Source organism: Hydrogenophaga luteola (genome assembly GCF_042648585.1).
Taxonomy (GTDB): Bacteria; Pseudomonadota; Gammaproteobacteria; order Burkholderiales; family Burkholderiaceae_C; genus Hydrogenophaga; species Hydrogenophaga luteola.
Genome location: NZ_JBHRXX010000001.1, coordinates 203396 through 226523 on the forward strand (window position 1 = coordinate 203396; position 23128 = coordinate 226523).

The 23128-nt window shown below is 61.1% G+C and carries 17 protein-coding genes and 2 pseudogenes; 15 read left to right on the forward strand and 4 right to left on the reverse strand.

Annotation, left to right across the window (positions count from 1 at the left end; genetic code table 11):
• Positions 1 to 28 precede the first annotated feature (28 nt).
• The 4 genes from yidC to rpmH form a co-directional block, all read right to left on the reverse strand.
• Positions 29 to 1726, reverse strand: coding sequence for a membrane protein insertase YidC (gene yidC, locus ACFOPI_RS00900; protein ID WP_382169828.1), 1698 nt, complete (start codon positions 1724 to 1726; stop codon positions 29 to 31).
• On the reverse strand, positions 1723 to 2010 hold the full coding sequence (gene yidD / locus ACFOPI_RS00905; RefSeq protein ID WP_066160741.1) for a membrane protein insertion efficiency factor YidD: 288 nt from the start codon (positions 2008 to 2010) through the stop codon (positions 1723 to 1725). The genes yidC and yidD overlap by 4 nt, the downstream gene beginning before the upstream one ends.
• The gene (locus tag ACFOPI_RS00910; protein WP_382169830.1) at positions 2007 to 2402 is read right to left on the reverse strand and encodes a ribonuclease P protein component; all 396 of its coding nucleotides are present in this window, start codon (positions 2400 to 2402) and stop codon (positions 2007 to 2009) included. Before ACFOPI_RS00910 ends, yidD begins: the two co-directional genes overlap by 4 nt.
• 82 nt (positions 2403 to 2484) lie before the next feature.
• The gene (rpmH, locus tag ACFOPI_RS00915) at positions 2485 to 2619 is read right to left on the reverse strand and encodes a 50S ribosomal protein L34 (protein WP_066096666.1); all 135 of its coding nucleotides are present in this window, start codon (positions 2617 to 2619) and stop codon (positions 2485 to 2487) included.
• 249 nt (positions 2620 to 2868) lie between these two features.
• Between rpmH and dnaA the strand changes: the two genes are divergently transcribed.
• The 15 genes and pseudogenes from dnaA to ACFOPI_RS00990 form a co-directional block, all read left to right on the forward strand.
• Positions 2869 to 4275, forward strand: a complete 1407-nt coding sequence (gene dnaA / locus ACFOPI_RS00920) for a chromosomal replication initiator protein DnaA (protein ID WP_382169832.1) — start codon at positions 2869 to 2871, stop codon at positions 4273 to 4275.
• A gap of 132 nt (positions 4276 to 4407) precedes the next feature.
• Positions 4408 to 5514: a DNA polymerase III subunit beta gene (gene dnaN / locus ACFOPI_RS00925; RefSeq protein ID WP_382169834.1), complete on the forward strand. Its 1107-nt coding sequence runs from the start codon at positions 4408 to 4410 to the stop codon at positions 5512 to 5514.
• Positions 5515 to 5595: 81 nt separating this feature from the next.
• Entirely contained in the window at positions 5596 to 8220 is a 2625-nt protein-coding gene (gyrB, locus tag ACFOPI_RS00930; RefSeq protein WP_382169836.1) for a DNA topoisomerase (ATP-hydrolyzing) subunit B, read from the forward strand.
• 600 nt (positions 8221 to 8820) lie between these two features.
• A complete protein-coding gene (locus ACFOPI_RS00935) occupies positions 8821 to 9909 on the forward strand; it encodes a ComEC/Rec2 family competence protein (RefSeq protein ID WP_382169838.1) in 1089 nt (362 codons plus the stop codon).
• Position 9910: 1 nt separating this feature from the next.
• Complete coding sequence (locus ACFOPI_RS00940) at positions 9911 to 11080, forward strand: caspase family protein (protein ID WP_382169839.1); 1170 nt, start codon at positions 9911 to 9913, stop codon at positions 11078 to 11080.
• A complete protein-coding gene (locus ACFOPI_RS00945; RefSeq protein WP_382169841.1) occupies positions 11077 to 12495 on the forward strand; it encodes a hypothetical protein in 1419 nt (472 codons plus the stop codon). Before ACFOPI_RS00940 ends, ACFOPI_RS00945 begins: the two co-directional genes overlap by 4 nt.
• Positions 12496 to 12646: 151 nt before the next feature.
• Complete coding sequence (locus tag ACFOPI_RS00950; protein WP_382169843.1) at positions 12647 to 13876, forward strand: AAA family ATPase; 1230 nt, start codon at positions 12647 to 12649, stop codon at positions 13874 to 13876.
• Complete coding sequence (locus tag ACFOPI_RS00955) at positions 13842 to 16394, forward strand: S8 family peptidase (protein ID WP_382169845.1); 2553 nt, start codon at positions 13842 to 13844, stop codon at positions 16392 to 16394. The genes ACFOPI_RS00950 and ACFOPI_RS00955 overlap by 35 nt, the downstream gene beginning before the upstream one ends.
• Before the next feature lie 680 nt (positions 16395 to 17074).
• A complete protein-coding gene (locus ACFOPI_RS00960) occupies positions 17075 to 17494 on the forward strand; it encodes a helix-turn-helix domain-containing protein (protein WP_382169847.1) in 420 nt (139 codons plus the stop codon).
• Between the two features lie 242 nt (positions 17495 to 17736).
• Positions 17737 to 18459 carry a TnsA endonuclease N-terminal domain-containing protein gene (locus tag ACFOPI_RS00965; RefSeq protein WP_382169849.1) on the forward strand — a complete coding sequence of 241 codons (723 nt, stop codon included), beginning with the start codon at positions 17737 to 17739 and terminating at the stop codon, positions 18457 to 18459.
• Entirely contained in the window at positions 18422 to 20431 is a 2010-nt protein-coding gene (locus tag ACFOPI_RS00970) for a Mu transposase C-terminal domain-containing protein (protein WP_382169850.1), read from the forward strand. Before ACFOPI_RS00965 ends, ACFOPI_RS00970 begins: the two co-directional genes overlap by 38 nt.
• The gene (locus tag ACFOPI_RS00975) at positions 20418 to 21377 is read left to right on the forward strand and encodes a TniB family NTP-binding protein (protein WP_382169852.1); all 960 of its coding nucleotides are present in this window, start codon (positions 20418 to 20420) and stop codon (positions 21375 to 21377) included. Before ACFOPI_RS00970 ends, ACFOPI_RS00975 begins: the two co-directional genes overlap by 14 nt.
• Positions 21374 to 21751 (forward strand): annotated as a pseudogene (locus ACFOPI_RS00980) (TniQ family protein); the annotation flags it as partial. The gene ACFOPI_RS00975 and the pseudogene ACFOPI_RS00980, both read left to right, overlap by 4 nt.
• Before the next feature lie 57 nt (positions 21752 to 21808).
• A complete protein-coding gene (locus ACFOPI_RS00985) occupies positions 21809 to 22393 on the forward strand; it encodes a hypothetical protein (RefSeq protein ID WP_382170950.1) in 585 nt (194 codons plus the stop codon).
• Between the two features lie 287 nt (positions 22394 to 22680).
• Positions 22681 to 23016, forward strand: a pseudogene (locus ACFOPI_RS00990) (TniQ family protein); the annotation flags it as partial.
• Positions 23017 to 23128 lie beyond the last annotated feature (112 nt).

The following is a 23128-nucleotide window of genomic DNA, read 5'->3' on the forward strand; positions in this document are numbered from 1 at the left end:
AGCCGCGCAGCGGCGCAGGGGGGGCCTTTCAGCTCTTGAACAGGGTGAGCGGGTTGGTGATCTTCAGCGGCACGCCCATCTTGCTGTTGATGTACGCCTGCTGGGCAATGGTCAGCAAGTTGTTCGTGATCCAGTACAGCACCAGGCCGGCCGGGAAGAAGAAGAACATGACCGAGAACATCAGCGGCATCAGCCACATCATCTTGGCCTGCAGCGGATCAGGCGGCAGCGGGTTCAGCGCGGTCTGCACGATGGTGGTCAGCGTCATCACGAACGGAAGCACGTAGAACGGATCCTTGGTCGAGAGGTCTGTGATCCAGCCCATCCAGGGCGCGTTGCGCATTTCCACCGACGACAGCAGCACCCAGTAGAGCGCGATGAACACGGGGATCTGGATCAGGATCGGGAAGCAGCCACCCAGCGGGTTGACTTTCTCTTCCCGATAGATCTTCATCATTTCCTGCTGCATCAGCTGCGGGTTGTTCTTCAGGCGCTCACGCATTTCCATGATGCGCGGGTTGATGGCCTTCATCTTGGCCATCGAGCGGTAGGCGCTGGCGTTGAGCCAGTAGAAGGCCGCCTTGAGCAGCACCACCAGCAGCACGATCGCCCAGCCCCAGTTGCCCACAAAGCCGTGAATCTTCTCCAGCAGCCAGTACAGCGGCTTGGCAATGATGGTCAGCCAGCCATAGTCTTTCACCAGCTCCAGACCCGGGGCCGTGGTTTCCAGCACCTTCTCCAGCTGCGGGCCCACGAAGAGGCGGGCATCGATCTTCTGGCTCTGTCCCGGCGCGATGGCGGGCAGGGTGCTGATGGCGCCGATGGAGAACAGGTTGTTGTCGATGCGTCGGGCGAAGTTCTCGCGCGCCGTGCCCTCGGGCAGCAGCCAGGCCGAGGTGAAGTAATGCTGCACCATGGCCACGTAACCATCCGTGGCGCTCTTCTCGAAGGTGGCCTTGTTGTCGGTGATCTGGCCGAATTCGATCTTCTGGTACTTCTGGGCCGAGGTATAGACCGCCGGGCCGGTGAAGGTCGAATAGAACGGCGTCTCGCTGTCGGTCTTGTTGCCGTCGCGCACCAGCTGCACGTACAGCTGGGGAGTGACAGGCGCCGTTCCGGTGTTCACCACCTCGTGCGCCACGTCGATGGTGTAGCTGCCGCGCTTGAGCGTGTAGGTTTTGACCAGCTTGACGCCACCGACGTCGGCCGATTCGAACTTCACCGCCAGCGAGTCCTGGCCGTCGGCCAGCGAAGCGGGCCCGGGCAGCAGCGTCATCGATGTCTTGTGCGTCGGAAAGCTGCCGCCGATCAGGCCGGTCTGCGCGATGTAGGTGTGCTGGTCGTTCTGGACCAACAGCTGGAACGGCTCGGAGCCCAGCTGCTTGCTGGCGTGCTGCAGCAGCGTGGCGCCGATCAGCGAACCGCCTTCGCTGTTGAAGGTCAGCTTGAACACATCGGTGGTCACCTCGTGGCGCACGGCCGCTGGCGCGGGAGCACCTGCATCTGGCGCGGCCGCCGCCCCGGGGACGGAGGGGGCACTGGCGGAGGTGGCGGCCGGCACACTGGCATCGGCCGCAGGCGCCGCTTTCTGCTCAGCCGGCGCGGTCGCGGCCGACGAAGGGAAGAACGTCGGGGCCTTGCCGTTGTGGATCTGCCACTTGTCCCAGATCAGGACCATCGAAAAACCAAAGACCACCCAGAGGATGGAACGGCGGATGTCGTTCATGAAGGGTTCTTCTTTTCTGAGGAAACAGGAATCAGGTGAGAGAACAGCGCGGGCGCCGCGTCGGGCACCGGGTCGCAGCCGCCTTCGCACCAGGGACCACAGCGGCCGATGCGCCTGAGCATCAGGTAGCCGCCGGCCAGCGCACCGTGGCGCTGCAAAGCCCCCAGCGCGTAGACCGAGCAGGTGGGCTCGAAACGGCAACTGCCGCCCAGCCAGGGACTGAGCAATAGGCGGTAGCCCTTGACCAGTCCGATGAGGGCCTGGCGCGGCCAGTCGCGCATCATGCCGCAAGCTCCGGCCGTGCGGCAATGCGCCCCAGCAACTGGGTCAGTTCGGCGCGCACCGCCCGCTTAAGCACGTCGGACGTGGCACTCACAAACTGCTCGCGGCTGAACCCGCTGCGCAGGCGCACCACCAGCGCTGCCTGTGGCAACTGGCCCGCGGCCAGGCGGGTGGCTTCGTACACCTGGCGCCGGATGGCGTTGCGCGTGACGGCGCGCTTGGCCCAGCGTTTGGGCAACACGACACCGACCCAGGTGTCGGACACCGGAAACAGCAAACGCCCGTGCTCCGGGCCTGGCAGTGCCAACCGGTGCAGGGCGAAATGAGGGGTTTTGGCCACGATGGCACCCGCCATAGCAGCCTGGAACTGGGGCCGGGTCCGGATGCGCTGCATCAGACAACCGGTGTCACAGGCGCGCTGGAGAGCGTGGGCCCGGCCGACCAAGGACTGATCGATTCGGCAGGGCGGATCAGACTCAGACGGCCAGACGCTTGCGGCCCTTGGCGCGGCGTGCGTTGATGACGGCGCGGCCACCGCGGGTCTTCATGCGCACGAGGAAACCGTGGGTACGGGCGCGCTTGATCTTCGAAGGCTGGTAGGTGCGTTTCATTGCCATGGCAGTGCGGCCCAGGCAAGGCCAGGGCGATTCAAGTTGGAGGGAAACCCGCAATTATCGCCGAGAAAGACCGAATGCGGCAAGCGCTACCGTCGCACGCCGCGGATTCGCGGTCGATCCGCCAGCACCGCCCATGAACTTGTAACAGTCGCTGGCGGGGTGTGGATAACTTTTCGACGGGCCTACAATGCCGGTCCTGCCCCGACCCGCTTGTCCACAAGAACAACCTTTCCTTCCCGTTTCATGATCGAGGGCCATTCCCCACTTTCTGCTGCCAGTGACGCCTCGTCGCTCTGGCTCTCCTGCGTCGACCGTCTCGCCCAGGAAATCCCCGAGCAGCAGTTCAACACATGGATTCGTCCGCTCACGGCCACGGTCTCTCCTGACGGGTCGCGCGTGACCGTGGCGGTTGCCAACCGCTTCAAGATGGACTGGATCCGGGCGCAGTACGCGGCCCGCATCACCGCCTTGCTGGAAGGTATCCAGGGTTCTCCTGTGGCACTGGAGTTAGCGCTCGCTCCTCGTGAAGCCACCATCAGAAGTACGCCGTCGACTCGCACCATGCAGGAACAGGTGTTGGCCGAACTGCCCGACATCGCGCCCGCCGAACCCACCGCAGCCACCGGACCGCGCAGTCGCCTGAACCCGGCGCTGACTTTCGCCACGCTGGTCGAAGGCTCGGCCAACCGCATGGCACGTGCCGCCGCCATGCACGTGGCCGGCAGCCTCGGCCAGCTCTACAACCCCCTCTTCATCTACGGCGGCGTCGGACTGGGCAAGACCCACCTGGTGCACGCGATCGGCAACCAGCTGCTGGCCGACAAACCGGGCGCCAAAGTTCTGTACATCCACGCCGAGCAGTTCGTCTCGGATGTGGTCAAGTCCTACCAGCGCAAGACCTTTGACGAGTTCAAGGAGCGTTACCACTCGCTCGATCTGCTGCTGATCGACGATGTGCAGTTCTTCGCCAACAAGGAGCGCACTCAGGAGGAGTTCTTCAACGCGTTCGAGGCGCTGCTGGCCCGCAAGAGCCACATCGTCCTCACCAGCGACACCTACCCCAAGGGCCTGGCCGACATCCACGAGCGCCTGGTCTCGCGTTTTGATTCCGGGCTGACGGTGGCCATCGAGCCGCCTGAGCTGGAAATGCGGGTGGCGATCCTGATCAACAAGGCAGCGGCCGAGAACGCTGTCATGCCCGAGGAAGTGGCCTTCTTCGTCGCCAAGAACGTGCGCTCCAACGTGCGCGAGCTCGAGGGCGCGCTGCGCAAGATCCTGGCCTACAGCCGCTTCAACCAGAAGGAAATCTCGATCCAGCTGGCGCGCGAGGCGCTCAAGGACCTGCTGTCGATCCAGAACCGGCAGATCAGCGTCGAGAACATCCAGAAGACCGTGGCCGACTACTACAAGATCAAGGTCGCGGACATGTACAGCAAGAAGCGCCCGGCCAGCATCGCCCGGCCGCGCCAGATTGCGATGTTCCTGGCCAAGGAGCTGACCCAGAAGAGCCTGCCCGAGATCGGTGAGCTGTTCGGCGGCAGAGATCACACGACGGTGTTGCACGCGGTGCGCAAGATCGCGGCCGAACGCCAGACCAACACCGAGCTGAACCAGCAACTGCACGTGCTGGAGCAGACCCTGAAAGGCTGACCGGGGGCGCCCGGGGTGGTCTGTAAAAACAGGTGAAAATAGATACGTTTTGGGATTCGAGGGGGCGGCGAGGAACGCCCGAGGAGAGCGCCGCGACAGAGCGCCAGTCAACCAGTGACGAAAGAGTCTGACATGATCGTTTTGAAGTCTTCCCAGGCCCAGGTGCTGGCCGCGCTGCAGTCGGTCGCCGGCATCGTCGAGCGGCGCCACACGCTGCCCATCCTGGCCAACGTGCTGCTGCGCAAGACCGGCGGCCAGGTGCAGCTGACCACCAGCGACCTGGAAATCCAGATCCGCACCACGGCCGAACTGGGCGGCGACGACGGCAGCTTCGCCACCACGATCGGCGCACGCAAGCTGATCGACATCCTGCGCACCATGCCGGCCGACCAGGCCGTGAGCCTGGAGCACACCGGTGGCAAGACCATTCTCAAGGGCGGCAAGAGCCGCTTCACGCTGCAGAGCATGCCGCCCGAGGACTTCCCGCTGGTGCAGGAGTCGGCCAGTTTCGGCCCGGTGTTCAGCGTGCCGCAGAAAACGCTCAAGAGCCTGCTCGGCCAGGTCTCGTTCGCCATGGCGGTGCACGACATCCGCTACTACCTCAACGGCATCCTGTTCGTGGCCGAGGGCCAGAAGCTCAGCCTGGTCGCCACCGATGGCCACCGCCTGGCCTTTGCCAGCGCCGAGCTGGACGTGGAAGTGCCCAAGCAGGAAGTGATCCTGCCGCGCAAGACCGTGCTGGAACTGCAGCGCCTGCTCTCCGACAAGGAAGGCGCGATCGAGATGCAGTTCGCGGCCAACCAGGCCAAGTTCAGCTTCGACGGCATGGAGTTCGTCACGAAGCTGGTCGAGGGCAAGTTCCCCGACTACAACCGCGTCATTCCCAAGAACCACAAGAACATCGTCACGCTGGGCCGCCAGCCGCTGCTGGCCAGCCTGCAGCGCACCGCCATCATGACCAGCGAGAAGTTCAAGGGCGTGCGCCTGAACGTCGAGCCGGGCACGCTGCGCGTGGCCTCCAGCAATGCCGAGCAGGAAGAAGCCGTCGACGAACTCGACATCGACTACGGCGGCGACGCCATCGAGATTGGCTTCAACGTCACCTACCTGATCGACGCGCTGCAGAACATGGGCCAGGAAATGGTTCGCATCGAACTGCAGGACGGCAACAGCTCCGCGCTGATCACCAACCCCGAAGACAACGCGTTCAAATACGTGGTCATGCCGATGCGGATCTGATCCGCAACACCCCGCAGCCACCTCGCTTGCCAACCCGCTGATCAGCGGGTTTGGCGTTTCTAGAAGTCAGAGAAATTCACCATGTCCGAAGCCAACAAGCCCGCCGATTCCGGAAAAGACGCCGTCCACACCGGTGAAGCCGGGGCCGACAGCTCCAATTTCCAGCCCAAGATCGACGCCAATCAGGCCGGCGCGAGCGAGGGGTATGGCGAAGGCGCGATCCAGATCCTGGAAGGCCTGGAGGCCGTGCGCAAGCGCCCGGGCATGTACATCGGCGACACGTCGGACGGCACCGGCCTGCACCACCTGGTGTTCGAGGTGGTCGACAACTCCATCGACGAGGCACTGGCCGGCCACTGCGACGACATCGTCGTCACCATCCACACCGACAACTCGATCAGCGTGACCGACAACGGTCGCGGTATCCCGACCGGCGTGAAGATGGACGACAAGCACGAGCCCAAGCGCTCGGCCGCCGAAATCGCGCTGACCGAGCTGCACGCCGGTGGCAAGTTCAACCAGAACTCGTACAAGGTCTCGGGCGGCCTGCACGGCGTGGGTGTGTCCTGCGTGAACGCGCTGTCCGTGTGGCTGCGCCTGACGGTGCGCCGCGAGGGCCAGGTGCACCAGATCGAGTTCGCGCGCGGCTTCGTGCAGAACCGCATCGTCGAGGCACGCGACGGCGTCGAAGTCTCGCCGATGAAGGTGATCGGCGCGACCGAGAAGCGCGGCACCGAGGTGCACTTCCTGCCCGACACCGAGATCTTCAAAGAGAACAACGACTTCCACTACGACATCCTGGCCAAGCGCCTGCGCGAACTCTCGTTCCTCAACAACGGCGTGCGCATCCGCCTGAAGGACGAGCGCAGCGGCAAGGAAGACGACTTTTCCGGCGCCGGCGGCGTCAAGGGCTTCGTGGAGTTCATCAACAAGGGCAAGCAGGTGCTGCACCCCAACTGCTTCCACGCCATCGGCGACCGCCAGAGCGACCAGGGCACCAACATCGGTGTCGAGGTCGCGATGCAGTGGAACAGCGGCTACAACGAGCAGGTGCTCTGCTTCACCAACAACATCCCGCAGCGCGACGGCGGCACTCACCTGACCGGCCTGCGCGCGGCCATGACCCGCGTCATCAACAAGTACATCGAAGAGAACGACCTGGCCAAGAAGGCCAAGGTGGAAGTGACCGGCGACGACATGCGCGAGGGCCTGTGCTGCGTGCTCTCCGTCAAGGTGCCCGAGCCCAAGTTCTCCAGCCAGACCAAGGACAAGCTGGTCTCCAGCGAGGTGCGCGGCCCGGTTGAAGACGTGGTGGCGCGCCTGCTGACCGACTACCTGCAGGAAAAACCCAACGACGCCAAGATCATCTGCGGCAAGATCGTCGAGGCCGCCAAGGCCCGCGAAGCCGCCCGCAAGGCGCGCGAGATGACGCGCCGCAAGGGCGTGCTCGACGGCATGGGCCTGCCCGGCAAGCTGGCCGACTGCCAGGAGAAAGACCCCGCCCTGTGCGAGATCTACATCGTCGAGGGCGACTCTGCCGGCGGCTCGGCCAAGCAGGGGCGCGACCGCAAGTTCCAGGCGATCCTGCCGCTGCGCGGCAAGATCCTGAACGTGGAGAAGGCGCGCTACGAGAAGCTGCTGACCTCCAACGAGATCCTCACGCTCATCACGGCCCTGGGCACCGGCATCGGCAAGGCCGGTGGCGGCGCCGCCGGTGACGGCAAAGACGACTTCGACGTCGCCAAGCTGCGCTACCACCGCATCATCATCATGACCGACGCGGACGTCGACGGCGCCCACATCCGCACCCTGCTGCTGACCTTCTTCTACCGCCAGATGCCCGAGCTGGTCGAGCGCGGCCACATCTACATCGCCCAGCCGCCGCTGTACAAGGTCAAGAACGGCAAGGAAGAGCTCTACCTCAAGGACGCGCCCGCGCTGGACCAGTTCCTGTTGCGCATCGCGCTGAACGGCGCCAAGGTGCAGACCGGCGGCGCCGCCAACACCGTGCTCGAAGGCGACACCCTGGCGGAACTGGCGCGCAAGCACCAGGCCGCCGAGCGCGTGATTGAGCGCCTGTCCAACTTCATGGACGCCGAGGCCCTGCGCGCCATCGCCGACGGCGTGAGCGTCAAGCTCGACACGGTGGAAGAGGCCGAGGCCAGCGCGGTCGCGATGCAGGCCAAGCTGGCCGAGCTGAGCACCACCGGCGTGCCGCCCGAAGTGGCCGGCGAGTTCGACGCGCGCAGCGACAAGCCCATCCTGCGCATCAGCCGCCGCCACCACGGCAACGTCAAGAGCAGCATCCTCACGCAGGACTTCGTGCACGGCGCCGACTACGCGGCCCTGGCCACCGCGGCCGACACCTTCCGCGGCCTGCTCGGCGAAGGCGCCAAGGCGCAACGCGGCGAAGGCGACAAGCAGAAGGAGGAAAAGGTGGGCGACTTCCGCCAGGCCATGCAGTGGCTGATCAGCGAAGCCGAACGCACCACCAGCCGCCAGCGCTACAAAGGTCTGGGCGAAATGAACCCCGAGCAACTGTGGGAAACCACCATGGATCCGCAGGTCCGCCGCCTGCTGCGCGTGCAGATCGACGACGCGATCGAAGCGGATCGCGTGTTCACGATGCTGATGGGGGACGAGGTGGAACCTCGTCGGGATTTCATCGAAACCAATGCCTTGCGGGCGGGGAATATCGACGTTTGATATGTCGGATGACAGAGAAAGTGAAAACTTTGCCAAGTTAGTGAAAAACTACTGACAGAGTTATTGAAAAAATCGGCTGGGCCCCGCAGGCTCCTCAAGTACCGGTACAGACAGGGCTGCGGGAAATCTTGGTGGGGTGCCCTTGATGGACCAGCAGATCCACAAGCGCCCCTCTTGGTCCTCTTTGTTACTAGATCTATCGTTTTCAGAAGCTACTACGGGCCCCTTGCCCGCCAATTAAAGGCAGTGGCCGGCTGAAAGCGGAAGCGCACCAACGTCTGCTTTGCTGCTGTTCAGCGCGCGGCTCTCTGGCCTCCCTGAATGCCGAGCCCATACATAATGCTTGGCTAAGCGAGCTCCCAAATTTGGCGCTGGTCTGCGATTTGGCGAGGGCGAACTACGAGTTGGTTGCCGCTCGGTTGGAATGGCTGGTTTGGGTTGCAGGCGTGATCCACGTGCATCAGGACACGGTTTAGATTGACGTGCCCAGCGCGGCTGAGCAATCCGTGTAGAGGACGCATGGCGAAACCAAAGTTATAGCCGGCGATGTATCGGCTGTTTTCCCCTTTACCGTGTTGGAGAGGGGTGGGGAGGAAGAACATGTCGAAGATGTTGATGCTGCACGTGCTGGGCGCAGATTACGGTGATTGCCTGTGGATCGAGTACGGCGACCAGGCCAAGCCGAGCCGCATTCTGGTGGACGCCGGGACGCCTGGAACGCTCAAACGGCTCAAACCCCTGCTTGAAGCTGTCCGGTCAGACACCCCCAGCCACGAGCTTCTGGTCATCACGCACGTCGATGAAGACCACATAGGAGGCAGTCTCAAGCTGATCGGCGACCCCAAGTTAGCTGCGCAGTTCGAACACGTCTGGTTCAACGGGCGCAGGCATCTTCTGGAAGCCACCGAAGAAGAGGATTTCGGTCCCGTTCAAGGCGAGAAGCTAACGACCGCTATTAAGAAGAGCGGCATCTCCTGGAACGAGCACTTCGATCACGGCCCCGTCGCTCGCGCTGTCAATGGTTCTGCGATGCAGGTAAAGCTGCATGGCGGCGCAACCTTGACGTTGCTGACCCCGTCACGCACCAAACTTTCGGAGATGCTCGGCGCCTGGGACAAGGCTATAAGAGAAGCTGGCCTGGATCCGAGCGCCCCTGCAGAACCCGGGAAGATCGCGGATGGTGAGGAAGCGCTCGGCCCAATCAACATCAAGAGCCTAGCTGATTCCGTGAGCACGGACGACAAGGCTCCCGCCAATGGGAGCTCAATCGCCCTGCTGTTCGAGTACGGGGACTGGAGCATCCTGCTGGGTGCCGATGCCCACCCAGACGACCTGCTGGCGGGAATACGCGAATACTGCGGTGAAGAGCGTCTGAAGGTGGACGTCTTCAAGCTGCCACACCACGGCAGCAAGGCCAACGTTACCAACGGGTTGCTGGAGGCGGTGGATGCCAAGCAGATCGTTTTCTCCACCAACGGAAAGCGCTTCGGTCATCCGGATCGAGAGGCCGTGGCCAGGGTGATCCGCAGGTACAAAGACAACGAAGGCACTGAGTTGATCTTCAACTACGACACCACCATCAACAGAATCTGGCGGGACAAAGGCTTGCAGAGAGATTGGAAGTACACGGCCATCTATGGCGCCAAGGAAGCGGGCTACAGCATCGTTCTGAAAGAGGATCCAGTCTGAGATGACGACCGTCTACATCAACGAAAAACTTGGCAAACCAGGCACACACGTCCTCATCGTCGGGATTGAGGCGTACCCCTACCTGGCGGACGGCACCAAAGCCCGAGCCGAGACCTTCGGTATGGGTCAGCTCACTTCCCCCGCCATCTCGGCCAAAGCGATGGTCTCGTGGTTCATGGGACCGTTGATGAATCCTGCGCGCCCCGGCTTTCACAACGCTACATCGCCTCTGGCCTCCGTCGAGGTTCTGATCGGAGCAAAAAAGAAGGAGTCGGTTGAGACGCCGGCGGGCGGCCAGAAGGTTGATGGTGCGAATCGCTCCGAGGTAAAGGCCGCCTTCAATGCGTGGAAAGCGCGAGTCGTAGACGAACCGGGCAGCACGGGCATCTTCTACTTCTGCGGCCACGGCATCAGCGACGGCGCTCAGTACGCGCTCTGCCAGGACATCCTTTTCGATCCTGGCACGGCGTACGAAATGGCCTTCGATGTCGATAGCACTTTGTACTCGTTGATGAGGGTCGCCAAGGACTCGCATATCCACTTCTGGTTCGACGCCTGCCGAGCACCAGATGCGAACCTGATGATCCGCAGAGGCCGCCCCCAGCCCTTGCTGGACATCCCAGCTACGGATCCAACGGTGGCGCGATCCACTTCCTTCCTTCAAGCCACTGAAGAGGGAAAACTGGCGTTCGCGAGGAAGGGTGCCCCTGCCCGCTTCACGCAGGCGATTCTCAACAGCTTCTCAGGCTATGCCGCCAGGAGCATGCCTGGCAACACATGGGAAGCCAGCTCCACAGAGCTCTACACAGCGACATTGGCTTTTTTGAAAGTCGACAACAAATCGGCGTCGAATAGGCAAAACTGCAGCCACGAATGTTCAGGGGAAGGCGTGGCGATCATCGAGCTGACCGCACCACCAAAGGTTCGGCTGGTGCTGGATCTGAAACCGGACAACATGCGGCCCCATGGTCAACTTTCATACAAGCCAAGTGGCACGCCCGACCCTAAGACCATGCACCAGTGCAGTGCCGGGTTGCTGAGCGCGGACGTTAGCCTTGGGTTATATGAGCTTGGGGCTGAAGCCAAGGGGGGGCAGTTCGCCCCCAAGGTCATGGAGAAGCAATTCGTCATGCCCCCCGTCTACGACTTCACCTTTGAGGTTGGTCCATGAAGACGCTAAAAATTCACCTCCGCATGGCCTCGATAGACGAGGCATTCCGTGCTGACGAGCCTATGTCGAAACGCTCGATCCCACTCCCGTACAAGGTGCTGGACAACCAAGGACAGCTCCTGGCCGAAGGGGTTGCCGATAGTGCCAACGCTGCGAGCGTGAGAATTCTGAGTACGCCTGAATTGCAACAAGTCTTTGTTCGCGTCGTGTTCCCAGGTGGGAACGCTTTCGTCAAACAGATAGATATGAAAGCACCGGGCAAGGCGGAGGTCGACATCAGCGATGACAGCCTGCCTGGCGACAGTTGGGCCAAATGGGCGGTCACAAGGTCTGCGCTGAACCAATCGAGCCCTCAACCTCTCGCCGAGCTCGGCAATGTGTGGTTGCGGTTGTGGGCCTATTCAGATGAGGAGGACTGGCAGCCCGCTGCGGACCTGCCCAGTTCAAACACACGCGCAAACGACTTCGCCAAGCAAGTCGACTTCGACGCGGCTGCCAATAAGCAATCGCGACTGCTGCAGTTCGGAGGGGCCAAGCTGCCAGCGACCTTCGTCTCCTTGCCGCCGACCCGTTGCCGCCTGTACTTCACGACTAACCCGGATCCGGACAGCACGAGCCTACCGGTCAAGGTGATCCTTACAAGCTTCCGTCCGGAGGCAGAAACACTGCTGGAGTTTCTCTCGCGGGATTCGTTACGGGCTGCAGACTCGGTCAGCAAGTTCGATAAAGTGGCGACTGAGCTCTTGCATGGCAAGGTCCAAGACCCCATCAGCGCCGTCATCGGTGCCTATTTCTTGCTGCGCATGGGTCGCTGGAAACAGACGGACCACCGGTGGTTCGACAATCTCTACAGCTGGTTCCCTTGGAGCAGCGACGCGGCTCTGATCCGCTGTGCGGTGACAGCTCGCAGTGGCATCTCCGGCCCTGAGCAGTTTGAGGCATTTTTCACCCAGCTTCAAGACGCGTTGGCGCGGGGCTATCCGCTGTTCGAAGAAGGCCACCGTGTCCTGAAGGAGATGCTGTTCGTCCTCCAAGGAGCGCTTAATTCTGCGGATCGATTTGCGGATTCGACTAATCCGTACTATCAGATGGTGCTCGATTTGTGCTGGGATTTGGCGTCTGCACGCGTGCGAATTGGCTCGAGCTTTGCCTTCACAGGCACTCACCCGGGCACACCTTCCTCGCAGCGGCACAAGGGCCCACCAGTCAGCCTCGAGCAGAAGAAGTCGACTTCTGTTGCGGCAGCACCGGCCAAGAGCGCCAACTCGAAGTTGGCGAACTCGCGTCACGACGTCGACATTTTCAGCGCCAGTTCGATGCATAGAAGCAGAGCGGAATCAGCCAGCGATACAGTCGTCGCCAAGAGGGGGCGGAGTACGCGCACCCTAGGGTTCACATACCTCAAAGACCTGTGACAGGCCGAGACCTGGTGCTGGAGATCCCCAAGGAGCAGCATTTTTCAGATCCGCATCAGATCGACAATTTTTTGCAGCATTTCATAATTTCTCCGCAACGTGTTTTTATGTTTGTGCAACAATGCAAGGAGAGAATGCAACGAATGCTCCTATGGATAACTTTTCGGTCGTATACGCCGTCTGCCGAGCAGCCCTCGCCGGAGATCGCGCTGAAGGGCGCCATCAAGTAGATCGCCTGAAGGCTGCCCTCAAACGCAAGGGCGCCACAGACGACGCGGCCATGCTCGATCGGTTGGTGAAAGAGCTGGACTCACCGGGGCTCCGCGGGCGTAGTGGCTTTGAGCCCAGTCGGGCCTCGTCCGCCCACATCGCATTTCCGGGCGAACCCCTAGTCTCCGACAAGCATGTCCCTGTCGACAAGGATTCAGGCGCACCGCTAGCGGAGGTCATTGGAATCGACAGGCTTCCCGTTCAGCCGCCGACATTGCCTCTGCACGTGCTCGGCGCGGTTCAGTCTGTCCTAAACGAATGGACACATGCCGAAATGCTCGATCGGATGGGACTCACGCCGGCGAAGACTTGTCTGGTCTTCGGCCCCCCGGGAACAGGCAAGACGCAACTGGCCCTGTGGCTCTCCTCGCAGCTTGGCCTCCCTGTGATCCTTGCCAAACTCGACGGCTTGATGTCCTCCTACCTTGGAACTACCTCCCGGAACATCGCCAACCTGTTCGCGTTCGCCAACCGCCATCGCGCCTTGCTCCTGCTCGACGAGTTCGATTCGATCGCGAAGCTGCGGGACGATCCGAACGAGATGGGGGAGCTCAAACGGGTCGTGAACACGCTTCTTCAGGAGCTCGATCGCCGCAGGAAGCTAGGGTTGACCGTCGCAATCACTAACCATGCCAGCCTGCTGGACCCGGCCGTCTGGCGTCGATTCGAGTTGCAGCTCGAGCTGCCTGTTCCCGACGTCATTCAGCGCGGGCTGATCCTTGAACGCTACCTACCACCGCTAGAGGTATCGGCGGGACAAATGCAGCTGCTCACATGGATGCTCGTCGGCTGCTCAGGCTCGGAGATCGAAGACATCGCGCTTGCGTTGAAGAAGAGCTCGGTCCTGGAACCGAACACATCGTTCCTGGAGCGCCTTCAGCGCATAGCTGCGTCGCACAGCGACCGGCTACATCCGGACATTCGATCGGCGCTATCCAGCGACAAGGAAGAGCTGGCCGATCTGTTGCTGAAGGAGTTCGGGAGATCTCAGTCGCGCGTTGCCGATGCGCTGGGAGTCAATCGCAGCACCATCAGCCGGTGGAAAAAAGATGAAAACCAGTCCAAGGAGGAGATAGATGGTCGCCCGAAGGGAAGTTCAACTCGTCACTAACCCTCAACGCCTAAAGCAACCGCGCGTCGTTAATCCTGGCGGGAACCAGAAGGACTTCTTCAAGGGCCGCGATGCCGATTTCATCAAGCATCGCGACCAGATGTCCTCCGAGCTCAAGGAGATCAGCGAGCAGCTCCGCCAAGAGAACGCTCCGTTCAAGGGCGAGGGCTTTGTCGAGGTTCGCCTGACACAAGATGCGTGGGCCAAGAGCCACCGACCAGTCGACAAGCTGTTCAAGCCAGAGCTAGCCACGCTGGTGGGTGGCAACGAGATCGCCGATCTTGTGTTCCGGGTCAGCTCCATAAACCTTCGCAAGATCGCCGACACGATGGCGACGGCCAAGCCGGATGTGAAGGAAAAGAAGAACCCCGACACCGGCAAGATTCGGATCATCGTTCCCGAGCTCAAATCCGAGACCGGCGCGATCGAAGCCGTTGTGCTGTGGGGTCCGGATCAGCGGAACGCCCCCTCAGTAGACGAGGCCATCACGCACCTGAAGAGCCGAGACCTTGCCGCCTACTACCGTGTCGAGCTGTTCGCCGACATCGGACTGAGTGATGGCGTCGTTGATGGCGAGGACAGCAGCGATGTCCTGGTTTCAGATTTCTGGCGCAGGCTCAAGCGGTTGGCACAGCGCTTTGCCATCGTGGTCACGTATGACGTCGACAGCGACAGCCTCGCAATGGGCATCGCACTGCTGCGCGGCGAACCTACGTTGTTGATTGGACCGGAGCGGGACTTCGTGGGCACGAACAATCAGCTCGTGTCTCAAGCGAACTTCAAACCAGACGCTCACCACGCGCTGCTGAGCTTCCTCACCGGTCACCCACTCGTGAGGTCCGTCGGTCTTCCAGTCCCTGTCGAGCCGCCAGACGACTTCACCGCCTCGCGCAGCGACTCGGTACCCGCCTCGGTGAGCAAGGCCTCCGTGAGGGCGCTGATTCGACGACGCCTGCCGGGCATGGACCCAGACCAGGTCCACCCTCGAATCTGCCTAGTCGACGGAGGGATCAACAGCGAGTTCAACAACTGGGTCATCCGGAGGGAGAACGTCGTCGCGGTGCGAGACGAGGATCACGGCACCAACATCGCGTCGCTTCTGGTCGCGGGCAAGGCGCTCAACGAACCCCTCGCGAACTACCTCGAAGACGATGGCTGCGAGCTGATCGACTTCGCGATGAATGCGCCGCGCCGCATATCGGCAGCCACCTTCTCGACCGGCGTCACCGGCTTTCTGGACCAGCTCGACCGCTTGATCCGCGACGTCAAGAGTGAGGTGCCTTTTCGCATAATCAACCTCAGCTTGAACGTCAAGAAGCCGGTACAGGACGCCAAGATCTCCGAGTCGGCCAAGCGGATCGACGAGATCGCACAAAAGCACGATGTGATCTTCGTCATCTCTGCTGGGAATGCAGAGGACGAGGATATGCGGCAAGAGTGGCCTACCTCGATCACCGCCGCGCTGAACACACTCATCGGGTTCGGCGACCAACTGTTCGAGCCAGCCGACACGATGAACAACGTGTCCGTTGGAGCACTCAATCCTCCTGGCCTGCCCAGGATCGTGGACAAGGCGCCCGCGAGGTACAGCCGGCGCGGCACGTCCAGACGGACGGTCAAGCCGGACCTGTGCCAATTCGGCGGTGCTCATCGCGGTGACGGCGAGCCGACTGGCCTGCTGGTCACGGACGCGAACAAGGAGTACCGGTATGTCTGCGGCACGAGCTATGCAGCGCCACTGGTTGCCAAGACGCTGGCCAAGCTTGACTTGGAAACAGGCGGCCGTGCGCCTCGCGAGGTGCTGCTCGCGCTCCTCTACCACTCGGCCCAGCTGCACGCCCCGCTCGATCACAAGGATCTCAGGTCAGCTGCCAAGCAGCTGGTGGGGTACGGGTTGCCCGGCACTGCAATTGAGATCCTGAGCAACTCGCGTAGCTCCTTTACGTTCGTCTTCTTTGACCATCTGAAGGTTAACGAAGAGTTCAAGCACGATTTCGAATGGCCGCAGTCCCTGTCGAACTCGAACGGCGAGTGCACAGGGATCGTGCGAGCCACTATGGTTTCGTCACCCCCCACCTCGCATCGCTTCGGCGCCGAGGCCGCGCGGATGAACCTCGACCTGTATGTCCGGCAGCACAACGGCAAGAAGACGAAGAAGGGGGACATGTCGTTCGATGGACGCGTGGATCCTGTCCATGCCCAGGTCGCGCCGAAGGGGAAATCCCGTGAAGCCAGCCTGATGAACGAATCCCTGAAATGGAGCCCGATCAAGGTGTACCAAGGTGTTCTTGAAGATGAGGGCGTCTCGAGGAATTGGCGCTTCGGCGTCGAGTACCTCGAACGCGACAAGACCTTCGACAACATGCCCGTTGAAGGCGTGCCAGTCGCGGTTGTCGTGACCATCAGTGACCCAACAGGTGTCGCCCCCGTCGCCGACGAAATGCGGCTGGCGCTGGGACGCACGGGAATCGAGCTGCGCGACATTCGGGCGGCGCTGCGTGGCAGGATTCAGAGCTGATCCAAATGGTCAGCATACACCGCAAATGATAGATGACTGTAGGTGGGCCCTCAATTGCCGCGCAGGACCCTTGCAGCTGGACGACCAGCTGCAGGAGTCGCTTTCAGGCTTGCGAAGGGCAGCAGCCGCTCTGCCCACCAGCCATTCGCTGGCAGAGCACCTTGATGAGTCGATAGCGGATCGACTGAGGAAGACCCCCCTCAATGTCTGCGAAGCCCACGACGCTGACAGTCGCCCCTCAACCTGTTGAACCGCCGCTGGAAGCGACTCATAAGTACAGCCCAGCGAGGACCAATGTCAAGGCGAAGGGTGGCGCTGCGAATTGGTGCGGAGACACATCAGGTCATCGCTGCAGGGACTGACCTGCTCTGCTCATGGCGATTCGCCAACACCCCCCGGATTGACAGCTCTTCTGAAATTACGGCAAAACAGAGACTTTTACATTATGAAACCTCGTGCGAATCTCAGTTCTTGTGTTCACATTTCTATAGCAATAGGAAAAGCGCAGCCGCAGCAATCACAAGATTGCATCAAACGCACTAATGATTAAATGCAGGAATGCTGAGGTGAGCAATTGAACAAAAGCTCAACTTTTTGCGCCCTGCGCCCGTATCTCACTGATCTATAACGACTTTTTTATATTTACACGACCAAGAGTTAGGTCCAGAATTTCGGGTCACATGAGCCCGTTTTCTGAATTCTTGCACTCCATCCGAGTTAGGCACGGCCTTCGCCAGGTCGAACTGGCCAAGCTCGTCGGCTACGAGCAAAGTTACATATCCGCACTTGAAGTTGGGCTGAAGGGGCCACCCACAGAAGAATTTGTAGAGCGACTGACGGCGGCAGTCCCACTGACCAAGGAAGAGCAAGAAGCCTTGCGCGCCGCAGCCCAGGCGTCACACCGCAAGCTTGTGATCGAGCCGGATGCCCCAGCCGACATCTACTGGCTCCTCCGTGATTTGCGCGGTGAGGTCGAGCACCTGACGCCTGCGCAGGTGCGGATGATCCGCGAGGTGCTTGCATTTCGCGGCGCCATGCACGAATCCCGCGAACCAGCGCGCCGACTGAAGCGCCGAACCAGCATGGAGGCGCCCATGTAGAAAACGGGACAAACCTTGCGGCTTGCCCCGTTGGATGAAGCATCTGTCGATACCTCAGATAGCACCTTCAGTATCGCGGACGCATTTCCCAGCGTCAAGACCGCTCCCCTCCCCAGACACCTGTTTTCATCGGCTGAGATAGCCCGATGCGGGCGTAGCTACGCCCAAAAACAGTCATATCCAACTGTCATTGCCATGGCGGAGGGCGCAGTGCTGCCCACTCCATGGCCAGGAGAGCACCCATGGCCACAAACCTGTGGAGCGGTCATTGGAACGGGCGAACGCCCGTGGGCGACAACCACCGTCGTGCGCGGCAGGTGATCAGCCCTTCCGGCGGGATCATGCGGGGCAAGTTTCCCAGCAGAAAAAACGGGCGCCTGGTGCACCACGAGGGTCTGCTCGAACTTGACGCCATCTACCTTCTGGAAGCCTCACCTCAAGTGGTCAGGTATCGGGAGCAGCCGACCACCATCACCTACCCCGATGGGGGTCGTGTGCGCAGATACACCCCCGATCTGGAAGTGACTCTGCAATGCGGCACAAGCATCTGGGTCGAAGTGAAGCCTGCCGTTTTTCTTGCGAGGGAAGACATTCAGCACAAGCTGCAATGCGTGGCCGCGCACCTCAAACGCAGCGGCCAGGCCTTCGTCGTCCTGACCGATGAAGTGCTGCGGCAAGAACCCAGACAGACCAACGTGCGAGCGATTTGCCACCAGGCGATGCGCGTTCGCCTGACCAGCGCGTTTGCACAGTCTGCCTTGCACCGATGCGCGATGGACCTTCCCGCGAGCCTGGCCCGGGCTACCCAGGTATTGGCAGCACACGGCGCTGATCCCTACAGCTTGCTCATGGCCGGGCTGCTGCGTTGCCGCCTTGATGCACCCCTTTCGCCCGAGACCCTATTGACTCACACAACGGAGGCAGACGATGGCTGGTTTTGGCTTGCGCAAGAACATGGTTTTTGAGTGGCAAGGCGGGACCTTTCGGATCGACAGGTTGCAGCCCAACGGCGAAGTACTTCTGGAAAACATCCCCGATGGCTCCCTATCCCTTGTGCAGCGACAGCAGTTGCTGGATGACTTTGCACAAGGGTTGATCTCTGCCTCGACTACCGAGGAACGGTCCCCCAAGTCGATACCGACCTACTCCAGACCACTGGACCAACTCCCTGCGGAGGTGCAAAAGGAGGCCAAACGCCGCCGCAGCTACCTGGAGGCCATCTGCGCCGAGGGCAAGCCGGTGTTCACGCCCGACCACCTGGTACCGATCATTGAGCAAGTCGCGGAAAGGATCAGCGACGCAAAGCCTCCCAGCGTGATCACGATCTACCGTTGGCACAAGCGATTCATGGCGGCGAAAGATTCGCGAGCTCTCGTTCCCAGGTTCGATCTGCGTGGCAGCAAGAGGCCACGCCAAGGCACAAGGGTGCATGAGCTGTTGTCAGAGGCAACAGCAGAGGCATACAACACCTCGCCCTTGGCAACGGTAAAGAACATCTATACGCGCTTGCTGGCAAAGATCGAGATCGAGAACCGGCAGTCGCTGTCAGCCACACCGTGCGTTCCACCCAGCGAGCGAACCGCGTATCGGATGTTGGCCAGAGCCGACCTCTATGAGATGACCGTGCTCAAGGAGGGCAAGGCCAGTGCGGATCGGCGCTTTCGGGTCGGCAAGGCAGGCGTCAAGACCACGCGCATCCTGGAGCGGATCGAGATCGATCACACGCCAATGGACCTGTTTCTCGTGGACGAACGCACCTGGCTACCCTTGGGGCGACCGACCCTCACATTGGCCATAGAAACCTTCTGTCGAATGCCATGGGGGTACTACTTGAGCTTCGGGAGTCCCTCTGCAGCAGCGGTGGTTGGGGCACTGCGACACGGCATCTTGCCGAAAGCACCAACAGAAGTCGTCATCAAGGACCTGGCAGTGGAGCACCGCTGGCCGACCTATGGCCTTCCGGAGACCGTGGTGACTGACAACGGCTTGGAGTTTCACGGGGTGGACCTCGAAGGCCTCGCCGTTGATCTTGGTTTTCGTATCGAGTTTTGCCCGAAGCGCCAGCCGCGCTTCAAAGGAACCATTGAGCGGTACCTCAAAACCATCAACTACCACTTCGCGCACCAACTGCCAGGCACCAGCTTTGCGCGCTTTCACCAAAGGGGCGACTACGACCCGCAGAAATGTGCGTTGATGACCCTCGCGGAGTTCAAGCATCTCTTCGAAAAGTGGGTGCTCGATGTCTACGCGCAGACCATCCACAAAGGCATCGGCACCACGCCTTGGCAACGGTGGCACGAGGGCTTGGCCGCGCATGAGCCGCAATTGCCGGCGGACCTTTCGGTTCTTCAGCAGCGGATCGGCCAAAGCGCAGCAAGAAAGCTCCGAAGGGACGGCTTTGAACTCAATGGCATTCGGTACAACGGTGACGTTCTCGCGCCAATCCTGCGGCGATTCGGTGAGGGCGTGGAAATCCGAGTGGTGTTCGATCCGGAGGATCTGGGGAGCGTCCATGTGTGGGGTCCAGAGGATTCCGAGCCCAAAGCTGTCCAGGCGCTTGAGCTGGGCTATGCGCGCGGAATGACGAAGCAGCAAAACAGCCTGATCCACCAACTACTGCGCGAGGAGGGCGCCAAGGTTGAAGACCGGGTGGCGCTGCAACGCGCTCGAAACGACATGACGAAGGCGGTTGAAGAGCTGATGGTCAGTCGAAAACAGAAAGCTCGGCAACGCTCGGCCCATCTGCGCGGCTTGAGCAGCAGCAAGCCAAACGGCACTCCTACACAAGCGGATCAGGTTGCAGAAGTGCCAGTGCGTCATCCAGTCCTGATCGTCAAGCCAACGGCCAAAACGCCTTCGGTGCCCCCTGAGCTGCCTCGGATTCTTCCGGCATTTCAAATGAGCCCAGTCAAGCGAGGTCGCGATGGCAACAGTTGACACCTACTCACGACTGAAGCACTTTGATGAGCAGTACATCCCCTTTCCACCATTCGTTGCAGCGATGACCGCCATCGAAGCCAATCTGCAGATGTATCGAGAGGCAGGGGTGGCCACACACATGCTGGTCACGGGTGAGGCAGGCACCGGAAAGAGCAGCCTGTGTCGATGGTTGGCACATCAACACCCACTGCGTGTGCTGCCGGAACGCGACGTGATCGAACTCCTGGTCACGGCCATTCCACCTGCTGCCTCCATTGCGAGCATCGCCAGCACGATGCTGGAGGCCCTCGGAGACCCTTACGCAAGCACGGGGACGGTTTCGCAGAAGACCCACCGGGTGATCACGCTTTGCCGAGGGTGCGGTGTGGAGATGCTGTTGTTCGATGAAGCCCAGCACCTTCAAGATCGCGGTGACACCAAGACCCACTACATGGTGGGCGACTGGCTCAAGCACTTGATTGACGAGCTGGCCGTGCCCACCGTCTTGTTGGGTCTGCCTCGCCTGGAGAACGTCCTGCAGGTCAACGATCAATTGCGCAGGCGCTTCTCCTGTCGGCGCCGGCTGGCGGTCGGTCAAAGCGATACCGACAGCATTGAGACCGAGTGTCTGCAGCTGTTCCTTTCGCTGACCTCGCTGATCGACATCCCCGTCTTGCCACATCCATACGGTGCTCAAGAAATGGGTGTACGGCTGTACTACGCCAGCGATGGTCGGGTGGCCTACATCAAGAAGCTGTTGTTCGCTGCGCTGCGCTCAGCACTGGAGCAGGATCTGGATGCCATCGACGCCCCCATGCTGGAGAGGTCGTTCACCAACGAGATCTGGTGGGAGGGTGTCGGAAAACTCAACCCGTTCCATCCCGACTTCGAATGCCGACGTTTGGACCGCGGTGGTGAGCCGTTCCAAGTGGCGAGCAGCCCAGGAAAGCGCAGGTCGAAATGAACGACCATGTCGCCCCTGAGACGTTCCCCATCCGTCCCGTCCTGCGTGAAGGCGAAAGCCTGGGCGGATGGTGCTGGCAGCTCTATCCCGCCAACGGGCACCAGATTCCATCGGCCACGCGATCTGCCTTGCTGTTAATCCGAGCCGCTCGCATTCTGAAGGCTGACAACGCCCTGAGCCAGCTCATGGGGTTCGAGCGCCTGAAGCCACTCCACGAACGAGAGAACAGCATCATCGACCCTTGGTCAGGGCAACAAGCACCGGGGTGGTACGCGTGGTCCAAGCGACCGCGATTTTGCGTTCAGTGCGCGGCCGTCTGCGAGTGCCACCTTGTGTACTGGGACCTCCCTCTAGTGTCTGCCTGTGCTGTGCATGGTTGCCTGCTGACGACCAGGTGCCATTCGTGCCGGCGCTACTGGAGTTGGCCAACCTTGAAACGTGGCTGGCGCTGCGTATGCGGCGCAAGGATTGCTGAAGGTATTGAGCAGAAGGCGCCAGATCTCGAACTCCGCTTCAGCAAGATCTTGTGTGCAGCTGCCGATGCGCTGGTTTCTCCATCGGTCAAGAGTGCCGCCATCGGTTCCTCGCCGATCGATGCTGCGTACAAGACGCGAGACGTGTACGAAACCCTCGGGTGGCTGCTGAAGGTGCGAAGGGTACTGACCGACAAAGTCCAGGGTGGCATCTCGAAATACTGGCCCATGGTGAAGAGACGTGGTGCCCGCATGGTGCCAGGGTCATGGGAGAAAGCCTTGTTGATGGGATCTCCACACACCATCAACCGCAAGGCTCGGCAAACGCTTCGTTGGTTCTCCAAGGAGTTCAAAACCACACCGGTTGATCTGCGCAGCCTCGAACGTTTGCGCGACGTGGAACGGCTGATGCATGAGCTCAGTGCTGAGCGCAATCCGATGGCCGGTTCGATCCTCAATGCCATTGAACGCGCGCGGCGCGAACCCTATGCAGGGATCTCTGGAGGAGTCGATGCTATTCAACCCTCGTTTGAGTCGCACTGATCCGAACACGCGCCTCGCGAAACTGACCGCCTGGCTGCGTCTTCTCCTCGAGGATGAGGATTCCAATGGCTCGAAACAACGACCGGACCCGCATCAGATTGTGTGTGGCCAGATGAGCGCTTTGTCAGGCCACCAAACAGAGATGGCGATCGCCCTGTTGAACGTCCTGTTGAACGTCCTGTTTGACGCGGCACACCAAAGAAGCTTGGTGTTGCCCATCATTCAAAAGACCCCATCAGCGGTCGGAGGTGGGGGCCATGCATCTTGACCCAACACACACCTTGGCGATGCGACCGCGACCACAGCCCGACGAAAGCACCCTTGGGTACTTGCAGAGAGTGGCGAACGCAAACGGGCTCGGTTCAACAAGACAACTCTTTGCATCCCTGCACGCTCGCCAACAAGGCGCTTTCGACGAACTGTGCACCCGACTGCGGCTGAGCAGTGAAGAACGGCGTTTCCTGTTCGGATCCCTTCCCGCTCATTGGGCCCACACGGACATCCCGTTTGGGCTGGCCCATTCCGACTTCAATTCAACGCACGGGCGCTGGTGCACCCTGTGCCTGCGGGAGGGTGGGGTACTGTCTGGGCAATGGACTCTCAAGCTGGTCTGCACGTGCCCAAAGCATGGCACCTGGTTGAAGGAAGCTTGCTCCACGTGCGGTGCCCATCTCCGCTGGAGTGACATTGTGCAATCTGAAGGGAGTTGCCCCTGCGGGGCGCCCCTCAAGGACG